Genomic DNA, 17,987 nt, shown 5'->3' with positions numbered 1-17,987 from the left:
TGATCCGGCATTCCTGAATACGGCCTCGCGGCGAAGCGAGTGAAAGGAGCGGCCCTTGACTTCAAGTACACGGAGCAAGCAGGCGGCGTTGCCGAACGAGGCGCCCGACGCTGTCCCTGCCATCGAAGTAACCGGGTTGACCAAGGTCTACGGCGCCCCCGAAGTTTCTGCCTGGAAGCGCCTGCTGGGCGCCAGGCCGGGCACCGGCGAAGGAACCAGGCCCGCCGCCGACGACGTGAACTTCAGCGTCGCGCAGGGCGAGTTCTTCGTCATCATGGGCCTTTCCGGCTCCGGCAAGTCCACCGTGCTGCGGATGCTCAACCGTCTGGTCGAGCCCACCTCCGGCAAGCTGGTGATCGGGGGCCGCGACGTCGCCGCGCTCAGCGCCGACGAACTGCGTGACCTGCGCAATCGCAAGATCAACATGGTCTTCCAGCACTTCGCCCTGTTCCCGCACCGCACCGTGCGGGAGAACGCCGCATATGCGTTGCATGTCCGGGGGGTGTCGGCCAAGGAACAACAAGAACGCGTCGACTGGGCGCTGGAGACGGTCGGTCTCGGCGAGTGGGGCGAGGCCCTGCCCGGTGAGCTCTCCGGCGGCATGCGCCAGCGCGTCGGCCTGGCCCGCGCGCTCGCCTCGGACGCCGACATCCTGCTGATGGACGAGCCGTTCAGTGCGCTGGACCCGCTGATCCGCCGCGACATGCAGGATCTGCTGATGACTCTGCAGCGAGAACTCAAGCGCACCGTCGTTTTCGTCACACACGACCTGAACGAGGCGATGCGGATGGGCGATCGGGTGATGATCATGCGCGACGGGCAGGTCGTCCAGCTCGGCACCGCGCAGGAGATCCTGAACACCCCGGCGGACGGCTATGTCTCGGACTTCGTCAGCGACGTGGACCGGACCCGGGTGCTCACCGCCGGCGACGTGATGCGCGAGCCGCTGTTCACCGTCACCGAGCAGGACGCCCCCAAGGACGTGCTGCGCCGGCTGAGCAACGTCGAGGGGGTGGGCACCTACGTGCTCGACTCCGCCTCGCGCCGGATCATCGGGGTGGCCCGGGCCGACCGGCTGGCCAAGGCCCTCGGGCAGGGCAAGACGGCGCTGGCCGACTGCATCACCAAGGACTACGACTCCTTCGCCGAGGACGTGCCACTGGCCGACCTCTTCCACGTGGCCGGGCGCAACTCCGTGCCGCTGGCCGTGACGGACGCCGAGGGGCACCTGCTGGGAGTCATCCCGCAGGCCACCCTGCTGGCCGCGCTGGCCACCCCGGAGTCGGCCACCGGCAACGACGAGAGCAGGAAGGACGACGCTCATGCCTGAGATCCCGATCATCGACCTCGGTGCCCCGGTCAGCGACGCCGTCGACTGGCTCACCGAGAACCTCGGCTCGCTGTTCTCCGCGATCACCGACGCCATGCTCTACCTGCTCAACGCCGTGCTGTACGGCCTGACCGCACCGCACGCGTTCGTCATCACCGCGGTCTTCGCCGGCCTGGCGCTGCTGGTGCGCAAGTGGGGCCTGGCCCTGTTCGCGCTGGGCGCCTTCGTCCTGATCCAGGCCATGGACCTGTGGGTCGAGGCGATGCAGACCCTGGCCGTGGTGCTGGTCGCCGCGGTGCTGGCCGTCGTGATCGGCGTGCCGGTGGGCATCTGGGCCTCGCGCAGCCGCGGGGTCAGCAGCGTGGTGCGCCCGGTGCTGGACCTGATGCAGACCCTGCCGGTGTTCGTCTACCTGATCCCGGCCGTGTTCTTCTTCGGCGTCGGTGTGGTGCCCGGTGTGGTCGCGACCATCGTGTTCGCCATCCCGCCGGCCGTTCGCCTGACCGAGCTCGGCATCCGCAACGTGGACGGCGAAGTGGTCGAGGCCGCGCACGCTTTCGGCGCCAGACCGGCCAAGATCCTGCGCGAGGTGCAGGTTCCGCTGGCCATGCCCTCGATCATGGCCGGCATCAACCAGACCATCATGCTGGCCCTGTCGATGGTGGTCATCGCCGGCATGGTCGGCGCCGACGGCCTGGGCTCGGTCGTGGTCCGCGGGATCAGCACCCTCGACGTGGGTGCCGGTTTCGAGGGCGGTCTGGCGGTGGTCCTGCTGGCCATCTACATCGACCGGCTGAGCACCGCCCTGGGTGAGCCCCGACCCCGCAAGCGGGTTCAGCCGCAGGCCAAGGTCAAGGCCGAGGCCAGCACCGAGACCGAGTCCGCAGCCCCCGCGGACCAGGCGGCCAAGCTGGACCCGGCCGACAAGAACGCGATGGCGGCCTCCTGATGGCTTCGCTCAGCCGACGCGCACTGTTCGGCGGCCTGCTGGCGGCGGGCACGGCCACCGTTGCTGCGTGCAGCGGTGAGCCGGCCCGCTTCCAGGGGGGTTCCGGCAGCCGGGCCGACGACGCCGGCAGCGGATCCTCCGGCAGCAAGTCGCTGAGCATCGCCGTCATCCCGGGCTGGGACGACGCGGTGGCCTCGAGCAACCTGTGGAAGGTGCTGCTCGAGGAACGCGGCTACACCGTGGACCTGCGCGAACTGGAGGTCGCCGCCACCTACACCGCGGTGGCGAACAACCAGATCGACATCTACATGTCCACCTGGCTGCCCGGTACCCACGAGCCCTACTGGGCCAAGTACCAGGACGACCTCGAGATCCTCTCCGAGTGGGCCGAGGGCGGCCTGATGCTCGTGGTCCCCGACTACGTGCAGATCGACTCGGTCGCCGAACTGGCCGCCCAGGCCGATGCTTTCGGCAACCGGATCGTCGGGATCGAGGCCGGGGCCGGGCAGATGCGGCTGACCCGGGAGGAAGTCATGCCGGCCTACGGGCTGGACGGCTTCACCCTGGTCGAGGGCAGCACCCCGGCCATGCTGGCCGAGCTGAACTCGGCCATCTCCCGCCAGCAGAACATCGTGGTCACCCTCTGGACGCCGCACTGGGCGTTCGGCCGCTGGGACCTGAAGGTGCTCGAGGAGCCGGAAAAGGCCTACGGGGCGCCGGACACGCTCACCGCCATCGCGGGCAAGGGCTTCAGCCAGGCCCAGCCCGAGGTGGCCGGCTGGTTGAAGAACTTCACCATCGACGAGGACAAGTCGGCCGAACTGATGGCCGCCATCCAGGACGCCGGTACGGGCAACGCGCTCGAGGGAACCAAGGAGTGGGTCGCCGACAACAAGGCGATCACCGACGCCTGGTTCACCTCCGCGGCCGACGCCGCCTGACAGGGAGTTTCGAGACAGAATGCCCAGCACCTTCAGCAGACGAGCACTTTTCGGCGGCCTGATGGCCGCCGGCACCGCGACCGTGGCCGCCTGCAGCGGCCAGCCCGCCCAGTTCCAGGGCGGCTCCGGCAGCCGGGCCGAGAACGCCGGTTCCGGCTCCGGCGGCGGCAAGAACATCAGCATGGCCGTGGTGGCCGGCTGGGACGACGCGGTCGCCGCCAGCCACCTGTGGAAGGTCCTGCTCGAGGAACGCGGCTACACCGTGGACCTGCGTGACCTGGACATCGCCAGCACCTTCACCGGCGTGGCCAACGGGCAGATCGACATGTACATGGACGCCTGGCTGCCCGGCGTGCACAAGGAGTACTGGGACCGCTTCGAGGACAAGCTCGAGATCGTCAGCGAATGGTCCAAGGGCACCCTGATGCTCGCCGTGCCGACCTACGTCGACATCGACTCGATCCCCGACCTGAAGGGCCGCTCCAGCGAGTTCGGCGGCCGGATCGTCGGGGTCGAGGCCGGGGCCGGGCACATGCGCCTGATGCGGGAAGAGACCATCCCGACCTACGACCTGGACGAGTACACCCTGGTCGAGGGCAGCACCCCGGCGATGCTGGCCGAGCTGAACTCGGCGATCTCGCGCCAGCAGAACATCGTGGTCACGCTCTGGTCGCCGCACTGGGCGTTCGGCCGCTGGGACCTGAAGGAACTGGCTGACCCGGAACTGACCTTCGGTGAGCCGGACAACCACACCGCGATCGCCGGCAAGGGCTTCAGTGAGGCCCAGCCCGAGGTGGCCGGCTGGCTGAAGAACTTCTCGATGGAGGACTCGGACCTGTCCGGGCTGATGTCGCAGATGCAGGAGGCCGGGGCCGGCAACGAGGCCACCACCGTGCAGAAGTGGGCGGCCGAGAACAAGGAACTCACCGACACCTGGTTCGAGCCCGCCGAAGCAGCGGCCTAAGAGATCCGGGCCCGCCCGCGCCGACGGTTCTTCTCCGTGTAGAGAGCCTCGTCGGCGCGGGCGTTCAGCGCGTCCGGCGCCTCACCCGGGCGGCGCAGCGCGTAACCGGCGCTGAAACCCACGTCCTCCGGCGACGTCCACACCGCCTCCAGCCGTTCCAGCATCGCCTGAGCCACCTTCTCCTCACCGCTCGCGATCACCGCGAACTCGTCCCCGCCGATCCGGCAGACCAGATCGCTCTCGCGCACCGAGCGCGCCAGTGCAGCGGCAAAACTGCGCAGCACCCGGTCCCCGGCCGGATGCCCCTGACTGTCGTTCAGCGCCTTGAACCGGTCCAGGTCGAACAGCAGCAGCACCGCGTCCTCGGCCAGATGAGCCATCCCGTGCTCGAAGGCCCGCCGGTTCAGCACCCCGGTCAGCGAGTCGGTGGTGGCGGCCCGGTCCAGGTCCTCCACCTGCCGCACCCGTTCCAGCACCGGCCCGGCCTGGATCGACAGCAGCTCCAGCACCTGGTCGGTGAAACGGTCCAGGTCGCTGATCGGGGCGGTCCACCACATCACCATCACCCCGATCAGCCGGTCGCCGACCAGGATCGGGACGTAGAGGATGGATGCGGCCGAGTACCGGGCCACGTACTGCTGCGAGACCAGCGGGCTGTGCGGGGCGTCCGGCACGAACAGGTGACGACGCGTGCGGGCGGCGATTCCGGCGCCCGACTGCTCGTTGTTGACCGACACCGTGACCCCGCCGTAGTCGGCGCCGCCACCGGCCCCACCGCGCGCCGTCATCGTCTGCCCGGTGGCATCTTCCGGTTCCAGGATCAGCGAGAGCACGCCGTCGGCCCGCAGCACGTGCACTGCCAGCTCGCTGACCAGCCGGGCCGCGTCCTGCTCGGTCTGTGCCTCCAGCAGCGGCCGCAGCCCGGCGTGCAACTGCTCCAGGACGCTGCGCTGACGCTTCTGCGCCCAGATGGCCGAGGCGATCAGCTCACCGATCACCCCACCGAACAGGATCGTGCCGGCCACCTCGAACAGCGACTCCTGCTGCCGCCCCAGCCCGGCCACCACCCCCAGCAGAGCCAGGTTCAGCACCATCAGCAACGCGGTCCGCCCGGGCCGCAGCACCAGCCCGGCGTAACCCATGCTGAGCATGAAGATCGGCTGGTAGTGCCCCAGCACCCCGGTCATCCCCTCGCCCAGGACCAGCAGGAACGCGCTCGGCACGACCGGCCAGATCAGCACCGAGTCGCTGAACCGGCGCCAGGGCAGGACCAGCAGGGTGACAGCCAGCAGCGCCACCGCCCCGATGATCACCAGCTGCGGGACCCGGGCCTGCGTGATGTGCCAGTTCTGCCAGGTCACCAGCCCGGCGTAGATGTCCGCCACGATGTAGAGACAGGCCGCCAGCCGGCCCTTACGGCGGCGCTGCGCACCCTCGTCGAGCCCAGGGACCAGCCAGGCGCGCAACCAGCGGCCGGCGCCCCCGAACCAGCCAGGCCGCTTGCTCTCCACAGTCGCTCATCGGCCGCCCGGGCCCTTGGGTCAAGCTCCAGCGCGCAATGGCCCGGTGGGAAGGCCATGAACGGCGACTCGCGGCAGGGGCGTTGCCGGCCGGTGGCGCTCTCTGCTGAACACCACCGTCACCGATCCGCACGTGCCATCGTGCGGGATCCAGACGCGTCGCCGATCCTGGCCCGCTGACCCTCCCGATGGGCTCTCGCCGCGACGGCGACCAGGAGCGGGACGACGAGGAGAGACGCGTCGGCGGGGATCGAGGCTCCGGAGTCGTTGAGCAGGGCGGCGATCAGCATGCTCACGCCGAAGGCGACAAGGAACGGCCGCAGGGTGGGCGACTGGCGGTAGGCCTGTTGCAGAGACTGCGGGCTCAGCGGCAGCCTGCGCCAGAGCCGGTACCCGGTCAGGACCAGCAGGGCCGGCACCAGCACCACCAGATAGGTGGTGAGGAGGATGTGCAGGTTCAGCGCGGCCTTGCGTTCGATCACGGTCAGCGCGCCGCCGTCGAGCAGGGTCTGCACGAACCGGCCCAGATGGGTCTGCTGCTCGGCCGGGCGTAGCCAGTCCAGCAGGCCGATACCGGTGACGACGATCAGGGTGAGGCCGCCGAGGGCGAGGACACGGCCGCGGGTGATCGTTCGGCCCGAGACGAGGAAGGCCAGGACGGCGAAACCAGGGATCAGAGCGGGGGGACCGCCGAAGTCGCTGCCCAGGCCCGGTGTGCCGTCGACGATCACGGCCGTGGCGCCGACGACGGCCACTGCAGCCAGAGCCGGGCCGGTACGGCCACGACGGACGAGAGGCTCGGCCACGGCCGCTGCGGTGAGCAGGGAAGCTGTGGCGAACACGGCGAAGGCGGCGTTGCCGAAACCGTAGAACCGGCCGGCGACAACCGGCTGCAGCCCCATCAACGCGGAAAGGGCCAGACCGGAGCCACTCAGCACGTCGGCGGCCAGGACCGCCATCGTCATGGCGGCAACAGCACCGGCCGCACCGAGCGGGGCCCGTCGCCAGGGGCCCAGCAGTGCGACGGCCGCCATGACGGTGCTGCACAGCAGCACCGCTGCGGTCAGCGCCAGTCCTTCGTGACCGGCGCGCCACCAGGGAAAGAGGTTGGCGGCGAAGGTGGCCGCGGGAACGCAGGCGAAAGCTGTTGCCAGGCGCGGGACCCAGCGGCCGGAGCAGCAGAGGTAGAGCAGGGCCTGCAGCGCTATCAGGGCGACGAAGAACGGCGGGACGATCGCATCGATGGCGGCTGAGGCCTGCTCGAGGTCCCTCAGATGCCCGGGACGGTCCTGGATCTCGTCGGCCACGGGTTGCAGTGGCGCGCCGACGACGGTCGGGGGGATCGGCAGGTCGAGAGCGGAGAGGATGGTCGGAAAGAGGTCGGTGCTCTGGGCCAGACCGTCCTGCCGGGTGGCGGTGCTCCCCAAGAGCGATCCCGTGACATCCGGCCCGCTGCGGGCCAGGAGCTGAAGTTCTGGCTCGGTCCCCGAGTCGGACAGCGAGGCCACGATCACCCTCGCGTCGGTGGGAAGAACAGCCAAAGTGTCCCGCAGGCGGGTGTCGAGGTCCTGGACCGATTGTGATGCGGTGGTACCGATATCGACCGTGAGGACGTCCGGGTCGGTGTGCAGGGCATCGCGCACCTGGTTGCTGTCCCAGACTTGGGGAACATGACCGTCAGACTCGGCCAGAGCAATGGCGGCGCCGGCGCCGACCGCGGCCGAGCGCAGACCGGCCTGGGCCAGAAGGTCGCCCAGGCGGCCCGGTTCGGCGTCGTAGCCGTCCACCTTGGCCTGATCGACGTACTGCTGCCAGCCGGCCACGGTCGTGGTGTTCCCGTTCTGCTCCAGAGCGGGCTCGGCGCACTGCGGATCGCCCGCTGCCGCGCGGGCTCCGGCCGAGACGGCCAGCCATCCGTCGATCGGGCAGGTGCTGGGCTCGACACTGCGTACCACCAGCCAGCCCAGGTCTGCTTCACGTTGCAGGCGGCTCAGGGCCGGCTGCTGTCCGGTGACATCGTTCCAGCTCAGGCCTCCGGTGCCGATCAGGACGACCGGGCCGCGCGCGGCGGCCTGGGCCGGCCCGGCCAGTAAGGTCAGGGCCAGGGCCAGCAGGAGGGCGAGGGCGGCGGAACGCTTCACGTACGCAGGCCCTGGGCGGTTGAGGGCTCGAGCGCCGCCGAGCGTCCGTCCAGCAGGTAGTTGGCCAGCAGAGCCCCGGCGATCAGCGCGACAGCCAGCAGGTAGCCCAGCACCAGGCTGATCCCGGGGGTCACCACAGGCGGCAGAAGCATGGCCGCCACGGCGCTGAAGCCGGCGACCACCCGTACCCGGCGGGCACTCGCCGCGGTCGCGGCCAGGGGCAGCAAGGCCCACAGCAGGTACCAGGGCTGCACGACCGGGGATGAGGCCACGACGAGCGCGAACACCAGGCCGACGCCGTGCACCGGGTTCAGGCGGGTCCGGTGGATCAGTCGCAGCGCCAGCAGGGCGCCCACGGTCAGCCCGGTCAGGTTGGTGAATGTCACGGCAGGCTGGGTGAGTTCGGCATTGAAGAGGCCGAGGAGGAGCCCGAGGACGGTGGAGGGGGACATCCAGCTGTACACGGACGTGGTGGCCGCGAAGGGTGCGGTGACCCAGCCGAATCCGGCCAGGGTGGACAGGGCGAGCGTGAGGGACACGAACACGCCGGTGCTCAGGAGAAGGACGGACAGGCTGCGGATCGCCACGAAGCACAGAGCCACCGCTGCAACGATTTTGATGTTCGCGGCGACGGTCAGCAGGGTGAGGCCGAGAACGAGTTCCGGCCAGCGGCCGGGCGCCCGATCGGCGAGCTTGTCCAAGGCTTCCAGACTCAGGTGCAGCCCGCTCAGCATCAGGCCCAGCATCAGCGCGTCGTTGTGCACGCCGGCCACCAGGTGCCAGAGCACCAGCGGGTTCAGCAGTCCCAGCCACAGGGCGGTCGCCGGTGCGGTGGAACACCGGCGGGCGAGCCGGGGCAGGGACCAGGCGATCAGCAGGACGCCGGCCAGGGCCAGCAGGCGGTACAGGGCCACGCCCGCCACCAGATGCTCGCCGGCGCCGGCTCCGGCCAGACGCGAAAGCAGCATCCAGGCGGGCCCGTACGGTGCGGGCGTGTCCAGCCAGTAGTGGCTGACCTGCCCGACCACTGCCGAGCCGGGGTCGAGGGCTTCGGCCGGGCCGTACCGGTAGGCGTCCAGCCCACGGGCCGCGGTGATCCCTTGCGCGATGTAGCTCCACACGTCGTGGCTGAACAACGGACGCGCCACCAGCAGGGGAGCGGCCCACACGGCAGTGATGGCATACAGCCGGCGCGTGCTGAGAGCCGGAAGCTCGCGCCCGAGTCCGAGCCAGGCCAGGACGAGAACGGCCATCGCGGCAACACTTCCCGCGGTCATCAGCGGAGCTGAGAGCACCAGACCCGAGGTGGCCAGGGCCAGCACCGTCGCGGCGGCGCCCCCCATGACCGCCAGGCCCGTGCCGGGCGCGGTGAACAGGGTTGCCGTGCGGCTTCTTACGTCCAGTAGCTGTGTCACGCCCGGTTAGTCGGCGGTTCGTTCCGGGCCGGATTGCGTGGGGCGTATGGCCTGGGTCACTTTGGCGGATGTGATGCGGGTCACCGGCGCGATGCAATCCCGAAGGCTTCAGGGAATCGACTGGCAGGGAGTCGGGCGCAACCGGGCCTCCGGTTCGTGAGCTGAGGGCGGAAAGGTGCTGATTCTCTGATGTTCGGACTGTGGAGCAGTGAGATGGCCTTCGTTTCGGGACTTTTGGACGACCTCGGCTCACCTTCGAACGTTTCCGTGTTCGATCTCATCAGAATTCTCGGAGATGCGGTCGCCCCGGACGGTGAGCGGGCGGACCGCTGATCCGCCCGGGAGTGATCCAGATCACGCCCGGGAGGCAATCCCTGAGAATGAGGGATCCCGACTGATGGGAGGTGGAAGTGAGAACCGGACCGGTGAACGAGGCGGCGTTGCTGCGCCGGGTGAGCCAGGGAGACCGTGCTGCGTTCGACGAGCTGTACCGGTGCACGTCCGCCTGGCTGCTGGTGCGGCTGCGCCGGCGCTGCTCGGACGACGAGCTGGTGGCCGAGGTGCTGCAGGACACCTACCTGTCGGTGTGGCGGGCGGCGGGGTCCTTCTCCGGGCAGGAGGAGACGTCGGCCGGCTGGTTGTGGTCGATCGCCTCACGCCGGCTGGTGGACGCCTACCGGCGCCGCTACCGGGAGGCGGAGGTCGTGATCAGCAGCGAGGAACCGGTGGCGACCGCACCGGCGGCCGAGGAAGTGGTGCTGGCCGGGCAGGTGTCCGGGGAGATGGAGCGGGCCCTGCTGGCCCTGCCCCCAGAACTACGGCAGGTGCTGAAGGCCATGGTGCTGGACGGCCTGACCGCGCGTGAGACGTCCGTGCTGCTCGGCGTGGCCGAGGGCACGGTGAAGACCCGGGCCCGGCGTGCCCGAGCGGTGCTCAGGGAGGCATTGTCATGAGTACTCAGCACCCCGAGGTGCTCGCCCTGGAGTTGTACACGGCCGGCGATCCCGGCCTGGACGACGCCGAGGTGTGGTCGATCGAGGCCCATCTGGAGACCTGCGAGCAGTGCCGTCAGCAGCAGACCGGCATCCTGGCCCGGGTGGATCCTTCAGGCGCGGATCTGCTGGCCCGGGTGGCCGACGGCCTGGACCTGCAGATCGCGGCCGGGCCGCCACCGGCCCCGGCTCCGGCCCGCTTCGCGGTCAGGCAGCGCTGGGCGGCCTGGTCGCTGGCCCCGTGGACGGGCATGGCCCTGGGCGTCCTGGCCGCGGCCTGGCTGCTCAGCCGGGTGTCGCCGGGAGAGACCTCGATGGTGCTGCTCCTGGCCCCGGTGCTGCCGCTGCTGCCGGTGGCCGGTAGCTGGAGCAGGTACGCCGACCCGGCCTGGGAACTGCTGGCCGGATCGCCCCGGGTCGGCCTGTGGATGCTGCTGCGCCGCACCCTGGCCGTCCTGCTCGTGATCATCCCGGCCCTGCTGCTGGTGAGCTTCATGATCGGGCTGGCCCCGGCCCTGTGGCTGCTGCCCTGCCTGGGCCTGACCCTCAGCACCCTGGCCCTGAGCGAGAAGCTCGGCGTGACCAATGCGGCGGTGGGGATCTGGGCCCTGTGGACGGTGGGCGTGCTGCTCCCCAGCTTCTGGAGCGCCGACGTACCGCCGGTGCTGAGCTCGTCGGCCACCCCCGTCTGGGGCGCCCTGTGCCTGATCGCCGCCGCGGTGGTCGCGATCCGGGCGCGCGGCTACGCCCGCCTCTGAACCACTGCTCTCACGAAGGGAACGACAGCATGCGATCGGTCAGTGCCGCGGAGACCGCGCCCACCCAGTACGCGTGGCCGGTCGAGGCCGAGGACCTGAAGGTCCGGGCCGGACGCACGATGGCGGTCGACGGCCTCGACCTCAGGCTCAGCACCGGCGTGCACGGCCTGCTGGGCCCAAACGGTGCCGGCAAGACCACCCTGATCCGGGCCCTGGCCACGGTGCTGCCCCCGGCCGGCGGGCAGTTGCAGCTGCTCGGCCGGGGCACCGCCAAAGGCTCCGACCTGCGTGAGATCCGGCGTGAACTGGGGTATCTGCCGCAGCACTTCGGCTTCTACCCACGCTTCACCGTGCGCGAGTTCATCGAGTACATGGCCTGGCTGAAGGAGATGCCCGACCGGCAGGTGACGGCCGCCGGGCAACGGGCGATCGACCGGGTCGCCCTGAGCTCCCACGCCGACAAGAAGCTCAAGGCCCTCTCCGGCGGGATGCTGCGCCGGGTCGGCATCGCCCAGGCGATCGTGCACGATCCCCGCCTGGTCCTGCTGGACGAGCCGACCGTGGGCCTGGACCCGGCCCAGCGCGTCGGATTCCGTGACCTGCTGCGCGAGATCGGCGGTGACACCTGCGTCCTGGTCTCCACCCACCTGGTCGAGGACGTCAGCGCGGCCTGCTCGAACGTCATCGTCATGGCCTCCGGCCGCCAGGTCTGGCAGGGCACCCCGGCCCAGCTGAGCGCACTCGGCGGCCCGGACGACCCGGGGGACAGCCCGACCGAGCGCGGCTACAGCGCGGCCCTGGGGCAGGCCGGAGGCTGGGGCTGATGCGGGCGCTGCGGATCGAACTGCGCCGTTCGGTCGCCCTGGGCATCGGGCTGGCTCTGCTGGCGTTCGGGGCGTTCACCATCCTGGCCGGCGGCTACTTCCGGTACGGCGGCTGGGCTGCGCTGTCCTACACCCTGCGCGATTCCCTCCTCATTCTGTGGCCGCTGGCGGCCGGGGCGGGAGCCTGGCAGGCCCGGCGGGAACAGAGCCGGGGCGTGGCCGAACTCATGACCACCAGCGCCCGCCCGGCGGCGGCGCAACTGGCTCCGGTCGCCATCGCCCTCGCCGTCACGGTGAGCCTGGCCTACCTGCTCACGCTCCTGGCCGGATCCGTGCGGCTGTGGCTGTCCCCGGCACAGCCCTACCTGACCCTGCCCGGTCTGGCCGCGGCCGGGGTGGGAGCACTGTCCCTGATCACCGCCGCCTGGACCGGTCTGGCGGTGGGCCGGGCGGTTCCCAGCCGCTTCACCGCTCCCGGGCTCACCCTGATCACCTTCATGATCGGGGCCGCGCTGCAGGAGTTCGACCTGCTCAGCAACACCCACGACCCGGGCCTGCTGCTGGCCACCATCTCCGCCCCCTACCAGCAGGACTGGGTGCAACTGCCGCTGTCGCTGAGCGCCCTGCAGGCCTTCTGGCTGACGGCCCTGGCCTTCAGCGCGTTCTGCTTCACGCTCGCCCGGCACCGGCGCGGACGAGCCCTCGCCGTCGTGCCGGCAACGTTGGCCCTGATGGTCACCTTCCCCCTGCTGCCGGCCCCGACCCCAGACGGCTGGGACACCGCCTTCCGGGAAGACCCCGAGGCGATGCGGCCGGTCTGCGCCGAGGGCGAGCCCCGGGTGTGCGTCATGCGGGTGCACTCCGGGCTTCTGGAAGACCTGACACCCCCGATCCGCCAGGCCCTGAAGGCGATGGAGACGCTGCCGTCGGCCCCCACCGCGGCCACCGAGGTACGGGCCGAGTCCGGGTCCCCGGACCGGCAGACCCTGGGATTCGAAATAGTTCTCGGCGCTGCGGGACGACTCGAGGAACCCGGGCTGATCACTTTCGAGACACTGCGCGAGGCCATGGCACCGGCCTGCGAGCCACCTTCCGACGCCAGCTTCGAGGACTACAGCGATCGTTCGCTGGCCTGGGACCTGGCCGGAACCTGGCTGACGGACCAGGTGGACGCCCCCAGGGGCGAGAACTGGCCCGACGAGCGGTTCGCCGATGCCTATGCCGCCCTGACCGCCCTCCCACCCCAGCAGCAGGCCGAGCAGATCGCCACCTACTACCGCAACGCGACCGGGTGCACCGGTGACCTCAGGGCCGACCTGCTGGCCGACGTGACGGGAACCGTCTCGTGAACCACGTGATGCTGCACCTGCGAGCCCGCCACGTACCCCAGGCCCTGGCGGTGGCCTTCGCCGCGACCACCGCCATGTGGCTGGGCTGGCTCGTCTTCTCCACCGGAGAACAGATCGGCGAGCGGATCTCGGCCCTGAGCATCGCGCTCGCCTGCGTCGCGGTCGCCGGCACCCTGGCCGGCTACGACGAGTCGCTGGACGAGACCGGTGCCCGGCCCTGGCCCCGGGTGCGGGCCCTGCATCTGCTGATCGCTTTCGCACTGCTGTCCGGCCTTTTCGCGATCTCGCTGCTGACTCCGATGCGGTTCGGCCCGCTCGGGTTCCTGATCCGGGACGTGGCCGGGGCCCTGGGGCTGACCGCCCTGACCGCAGGCGCGCTGGGATCCCAGCGCGCCTGGTTCGGGCCGGTGGTGCTGAGCGCGGTGAACCTGTTCTGGGGCGCACCCGACGACCGGCCCATGCTGCAGGCACTCACCTTCATGATTCAGCCGGCCGACTCGATCGCCGCCGGCGTCGCGGCGGCCGGTCTGGCGGTGATCGGAACCCTGGCCTACATGCGGCGCCCGCGGCGCCCGGCCACTGGCCTCTGAGCAGCCCGCCGTCGTCAGTTCTGGGGTGAGTAAGGGACATTCCGCCGACTCTGACGTATTGTCTAGTTGGTCAGTAGACAATGCCTTCGGAAAGGCAGCGCATGCCCGCGATCAGCTCCCTGGCGTTCCTGACGCCCGGCAACTTCGACGACGACGATCCCTACGGCGGCCTGGAAGACACCCTGCAGCTGTTCGAGTTCGGCGAGCGCCTGGGCTTCGACGGCGCCTGGATCCGGCAGCGTCACCTGGAGCACGGGGTGGGCTCGGCGGCGGTGTTCCTGGCCGCAGCCGGTCAGCGCACCCGGCGGGTCGAGCTGGGTACCGCGGTCATCCCGATCGGCTACGAGAGCCCGTTCCGGCTGGCCGAGGATCTGTCGCTGTCGGACGTGCTCTCGCAGGGGCGGCTGCAGGTCGGGCTGAGCGCGGGGGTTCCGCCGCACGCCGATCTGATCGGGGACCTGGTCTTCGACGGCGACTGGCGGCAGTTCGACCTGTCCTACGGCCGGATCACCCGGTTCACCGACAACCTGCGCGGCGCGTTCATCGGTGACGAGGACACGGTGATCCACTCACCGGGCAACGTGCAGCGCCCGCGGCTGCAGCCCTACAGCCGCGGGCTGGAGAACCGGATCTGGTACGGCGGCGGCAGCGGCCGATCGATCCGCTGGGCCGGGGAGAACGGACTGAACCTGCTCACCGGCAACATCGTCTTCGCCGAGGCCGGCGACGACTTCGGGGCCAGCCAGGTGCGGCTGGTCAACGAGTTCCGCGAGCGCTCCGGCGGCCGGCGGCGGATCGCGCTGGGCCGGGTGATCGTGCCCACCGACAGCGCCGGCCCGGCCAGCCGCAAGCGGTACCAGGAGTACGCCGAGAGCCGGCACGAGCGCACTCTCAAGCCGGCTGTGCTGGGGGACCGGCGGGTGCTGTTCGCCCGCGATCTGGTCGGTACCGCCGAGCAGATCCTGGAGCAGTTGCACGCAGACCCGGTGCTGGAGGAGGTCACCGAGCTGAGGCTGGAGCTGCCCTACGAGTTCGTCCGCGAGGACTACGAGCAGATCCTGCACGACGCCGTCCACCTGATCGCCCCGGAACTGGGCTGGAAAGCCACCGGCGGCGACCAGGGCATGCCTTAAGCTCCCAGCGTGTTCGTGAAGATCTGTGGCATCCGTGACCTGGAGACGGCCCGCGTGGCGCTGGACGCCGGCGCCGACGCGATCGGGTTCGTGCACCACCCGGCCAGCCCCCGGCACATCGACGCGGCGGGCATCCGGGCGATCATCGACGGTCTGGGTGACAGCGGCGTCGAGACCGTTCTGGTGGTGCGCAAGCTCCCGGTCGAGCAGGTGCTGAAGGTGGCGCACGAGAGCGGTGTGGGCACCGTGCAGTTCCACGGCGGCGAGGGCGACGAGGATCTGCAGCGCGCGATCAGCGAGGGGTTTTCGGTGATCCGCGCTCTCTCGCTGGCCGAGTACGCGGCCGGCCCGCACGCGTCCTCCATTTCGGCCCGGCTCCTGCTCGACGCCCCGGAGCCCGGCCACGGGCAGCTGATCGGGGCCGAGGCCTTCGCGCAGTTCGGCAATCGGCCCACCGAGCCCTGGATCCTGGCCGGTGGGCTCACCGTCGAGAACGTCCGGGCCCAGGTCGGCGGGCTCCGGCCGGACGGTGTGGACGTCTCCAGTGGGGTCGAATCCGCGCGCGGGACCAAGGATCACGCGAAGATCCGCGCGTTCATCGCCAACGCCCGCAGCTGAGAGCTACGAACGTCCGAAGCTGAGGGCTAGGAACGTCCGAAGCGGCGGATCTTGGCGAACATGTCCTCGAGCAGGAACCGCACGTCGACGGTCTCGATCACCCGCATCGGATGGCCCGCGCCCCGCACGTAGTAGCCCTCGGTGTCGAAACGCGGCGCGGGTCTGAGCCGGAAGCTGCAGCCGCCCGGGAACAGCATCAGCCCGACCACGGGGGAGTCGCCCAGCGTGCGTGACTCGATCGCGTCCGGGTGGTGCTGGGTGTTCCACTCCACCAGCTGGTCGATCAGGTAGTCGGCCAGTGCGCTGGTGCCGCGCAGCTTCTCCTCCAGCTCCGCGTAACCCACCGACACCTGCGAGAACACGTTGCGCGGGATCTGCCAGACGGTGATCCCGGAAGTCATCACCACATTGGCGGCGGCGATGTCGTTGCCCAGGTTGAACTCCAGGCCGTTCCAGGAGTCCAGGCCGTCGTACCCGGTCCCGCCGATCCAGATCACCACCACCGGCCGCTCGACGATGGTCGGGTCCAGCAGGATCGCCGAGGCCATGTCGGTCAGCGGGCCCAGGAAGCCGATGTAGAGCGGGTCGTTGCCCGAGGCCAGCCAGCTCTCCTCGATGATCAGCCGGGCGCCGTGGCTGTCGTTGGGGGTGTACTCGTCGGGGATCGCCCGCGAGGCTCCGTTGGCCACCGGCACGTCCAGGCCCATCAGGCCCAGCAGCCGGTCGATCTCCTCCCGGGACTCCTCCATGCTGCGGGTGGTGCGGTGCTCGCCGAAATGCGCCGGGATCAGCCCGCGGACGTCGAGCGAGGGGGACAACAGGGCGTGGACGATCGCGTACTGGTCGTCGGCCTCGTTCTTGGCGTCGGTGTTCAGGATGACGCGACGGCGCTTCACAGGGACTCCAGGGTGGGTTCGGGAGGAAACGGGCGCATTCTGCCGCAATGGGCGGGTGGCCAAGAGCTAGCCGTACGGCTAGCTTTGCAGTCAGCCGAGCGGCTAGCTCTCGGCTCGTCAGGTGCTCACCACCCCCGGAGGACCACCATGAGTAACCCCGTTCCCGCACTCCCCGTCCCCGCTGAGCCGATCGCCCACCGCTACGTCGGCAAGGTCGCCTTCATCACCGGCGCCGCCCGTGGCCAGGGCCGGGCCGAGGCGGTCCGCCTGGCCGCCGAGGGCGCGGACATCATCGCCCTGGACCTGTGTGCGGACCTGCCCACCACCACCTACGCCGGCGCCACCCCCGAGGACCTGGCCGAGACGGTGGCCCAAGTGGAGAAGCTGGACCGGCGGATCATCCCGATCCAGGCCGACATCCGTGACTACGACACCCTCGAGGCCGGGCTGAAGGCCGCCGTGGCCGACCTCGGTCGGCTCGACGTGGTGATCGCCAATGCGGGCATGACCAGCGCGAACCGGGCCTGGGAGATCGACGCCGAGCACTGGCGCACAACCATCGACATCAACCTGACGGGTGCCTTCCACACCGCCAAGGCAGCCATCCCGATCATGATCGAGCAGGCCACCGGCGGCGCGATCGTGTTCACCAGCTCGGTCGCGGGCCTGGTCGGCCTGCCGTTCCTGGCCGACTACGCGCGGCCAAGCACGGCGTCACCGGGTTGGCCAAGACCCTGGCCAACGAGCTGGCCGAGTACCGTATCCGGGTCAACAGCGTGCACCCCCACGGAGTGCTGACCGGGCTGCAGATGAGCGAGATCCAGTCGTTCTCCGCGGTGGAGCCGCTGCTCGCCCCGATGTTCATGGGGAGCCTGCCGGACGGCATCAGCCAGAGCGAGGACATCGCCGCGGCGGTGGCCTGGCTGGCCTCCGACGAGGCCCGGCACGTCACCGGTATCCAGCTGCCGGTCGACCTGGGCCGCACCAACCGCTGAGGAGATCGATGGCCAAGCCGGTCGGCCGGCGCGGGGAGACGCGCGAGCGGATCCTCGCCACCGCCCTGGACCTTTTCGTCGAGCACGGTGTGCACGGCACGTCGCTGCAGCAGATCGCCGACCGGCTGGGTGTCGCCAAAGCCACCGTCTACCACCAGTTCGCCACCAAGGACGCGCTGATCCAGGCCCTGGTGCAGCCGGTCGCGGACACCCTGGGTGAGCTGCTCACCCGGGCCGAGGCCGCGGCCGGGCGTGAGGCCCAGGTCGAGGTGGTGATCGAGGGGCTGGTCGAGATGGTGCTCGCCCGCCGCCAGATCGCCGCGGTGATGCACGGGGACCCGGCCGTCGAGGCGGCGATCCGGGCCACCCCGGAGCTGGCGGTGCGCAGCGCCAAGGTCAAGGACCTGCTGCTCGGCCCCGATCCGAGTCCCTCCCGACGGGTCGCCCTGTCGGTCTTCAACGCCGGGCTGATGCTCAGCGGCACCGACCCGGAGCTGGCTGAGCTGCCCGAGGAAATCTTGCGGCAGGAACTGCTGGGCACGGCCCGGCGCCTGCTGGTCTGAGGAGAAAAC

At 70.3% G+C, this 17,987-nt stretch carries 16 protein-coding genes and 1 pseudogene; 13 read left to right on the top strand and 4 right to left on the bottom strand.

Annotation, left to right across the window (positions count from 1 at the left end):
• Window positions 1-55 precede the first annotated feature (55 nt).
• The 4 genes from LR394_RS36980 to LR394_RS36965 are packed head-to-tail and all read left to right on the top strand — an operon-like array spanning window position 56 to window position 4,184.
• Entirely contained in the window at window positions 56-1,330 is a 1,275-nt protein-coding gene (locus LR394_RS36980; RefSeq protein WP_231449356.1) for a quaternary amine ABC transporter ATP-binding protein, read from the top strand.
• Window positions 1,323-2,279 carry an ABC transporter permease gene (locus LR394_RS36975; protein ID WP_231449355.1) on the top strand — a complete coding sequence of 319 codons (957 nt, stop codon included), beginning with the start codon at window positions 1,323-1,325 and terminating at the stop codon, window positions 2,277-2,279. The genes LR394_RS36980 and LR394_RS36975 overlap by 8 nt, the downstream gene beginning before the upstream one ends.
• A complete protein-coding gene (locus LR394_RS36970) occupies window positions 2,279-3,220 on the top strand; it encodes a glycine betaine ABC transporter substrate-binding protein (RefSeq protein WP_231449354.1) in 942 nt (313 codons plus the stop codon). Before LR394_RS36975 ends, LR394_RS36970 begins: the two co-directional genes overlap by 1 nt.
• A 19-nt stretch (window positions 3,221-3,239) precedes the next feature.
• Entirely contained in the window at window positions 3,240-4,184 is a 945-nt protein-coding gene (locus LR394_RS36965) for a glycine betaine ABC transporter substrate-binding protein (protein ID WP_269330390.1), read from the top strand.
• On the opposite strand, the gene LR394_RS36960 is transcribed toward LR394_RS36965, so the two are convergent.
• The 3 genes from LR394_RS36960 to mptB form a co-directional block, all read right to left on the bottom strand.
• A complete protein-coding gene (locus LR394_RS36960) occupies window positions 4,181-5,695 on the bottom strand; it encodes a sensor domain-containing diguanylate cyclase (protein WP_231449353.1) in 1,515 nt (504 codons plus the stop codon). The genes LR394_RS36965 and LR394_RS36960 overlap by 4 nt on opposite strands.
• Window positions 5,696-5,823: 128 nt before the next feature.
• Window positions 5,824-7,845, bottom strand: coding sequence for a hypothetical protein (locus LR394_RS36955; protein WP_231449352.1), 2,022 nt, complete (start codon window positions 7,843-7,845; stop codon window positions 5,824-5,826).
• Window positions 7,842-9,260, bottom strand: a complete 1,419-nt coding sequence (gene mptB, locus LR394_RS36950) for a polyprenol phosphomannose-dependent alpha 1,6 mannosyltransferase MptB (protein ID WP_231449351.1) — start codon at window positions 9,258-9,260, stop codon at window positions 7,842-7,844. Before mptB ends, LR394_RS36955 begins: the two co-directional genes overlap by 4 nt.
• Before the next feature lie 410 nt (window positions 9,261-9,670).
• Between mptB and LR394_RS36945 the strand changes: the two genes are divergently transcribed.
• From LR394_RS36945 to LR394_RS36915, 7 genes are all read left to right on the top strand, one after another.
• Complete coding sequence (locus tag LR394_RS36945; protein ID WP_231449350.1) at window positions 9,671-10,213, top strand: RNA polymerase sigma factor; 543 nt, start codon at window positions 9,671-9,673, stop codon at window positions 10,211-10,213.
• Window positions 10,210-11,010 carry a zf-HC2 domain-containing protein gene (locus LR394_RS36940; RefSeq protein ID WP_231449349.1) on the top strand — a complete coding sequence of 267 codons (801 nt, stop codon included), beginning with the start codon at window positions 10,210-10,212 and terminating at the stop codon, window positions 11,008-11,010. Before LR394_RS36945 ends, LR394_RS36940 begins: the two co-directional genes overlap by 4 nt.
• A 29-nt stretch (window positions 11,011-11,039) precedes the next feature.
• Window positions 11,040-11,834 (top strand): ABC transporter ATP-binding protein, encoded by a 795-nt coding sequence (locus LR394_RS36935; RefSeq protein WP_231449348.1) that lies wholly within the window; start codon window positions 11,040-11,042, stop codon window positions 11,832-11,834.
• Entirely contained in the window at window positions 11,834-13,183 is a 1,350-nt protein-coding gene (locus tag LR394_RS36930; RefSeq protein ID WP_231449347.1) for a hypothetical protein, read from the top strand. Before LR394_RS36935 ends, LR394_RS36930 begins: the two co-directional genes overlap by 1 nt.
• The gene (locus LR394_RS36925) at window positions 13,180-13,773 is read left to right on the top strand and encodes a hypothetical protein (RefSeq protein WP_231449346.1); all 594 of its coding nucleotides are present in this window, start codon (window positions 13,180-13,182) and stop codon (window positions 13,771-13,773) included. Before LR394_RS36930 ends, LR394_RS36925 begins: the two co-directional genes overlap by 4 nt.
• Window positions 13,774-13,874: 101 nt before the next feature.
• Entirely contained in the window at window positions 13,875-14,906 is a 1,032-nt protein-coding gene (locus LR394_RS36920) for an LLM class flavin-dependent oxidoreductase (protein WP_231449345.1), read from the top strand.
• Window positions 14,907-14,915: 9 nt separating this feature from the next.
• Window positions 14,916-15,524 (top strand): phosphoribosylanthranilate isomerase, encoded by a 609-nt coding sequence (locus LR394_RS36915; RefSeq protein ID WP_231449344.1) that lies wholly within the window; start codon window positions 14,916-14,918, stop codon window positions 15,522-15,524.
• A gap of 26 nt (window positions 15,525-15,550) precedes the next feature.
• Here the strand turns inward: LR394_RS36915 and LR394_RS36910 are convergent, their stop codons facing one another.
• On the bottom strand, window positions 15,551-16,420 hold the full coding sequence (locus tag LR394_RS36910) for a nucleoside hydrolase (RefSeq protein ID WP_231449343.1): 870 nt from the start codon (window positions 16,418-16,420) through the stop codon (window positions 15,551-15,553).
• A 147-nt stretch (window positions 16,421-16,567) separates the two neighbouring features.
• Between LR394_RS36910 and LR394_RS36905 the strand changes: the two are divergent.
• Window positions 16,568-17,415 (top strand): annotated as a pseudogene (locus LR394_RS36905) (mycofactocin-coupled SDR family oxidoreductase).
• An 8-nt stretch (window positions 17,416-17,423) separates the two neighbouring features.
• Window positions 17,424-17,978, top strand: coding sequence for a TetR/AcrR family transcriptional regulator (locus LR394_RS36900; RefSeq protein WP_231449342.1), 555 nt, complete (start codon window positions 17,424-17,426; stop codon window positions 17,976-17,978).
• Window positions 17,979-17,987 lie beyond the last annotated feature (9 nt).

The organism is Kineosporia babensis (assembly GCF_021129305.1).
In the GTDB taxonomy this organism is placed as follows: domain Bacteria; phylum Actinomycetota; class Actinomycetes; order Actinomycetales; family Kineosporiaceae; genus Kineosporia; species Kineosporia babensis.
The sequence above is the reverse complement of the archived record's forward strand: the minus strand, read 5'-3'. Positions and strand labels throughout refer to the sequence as shown.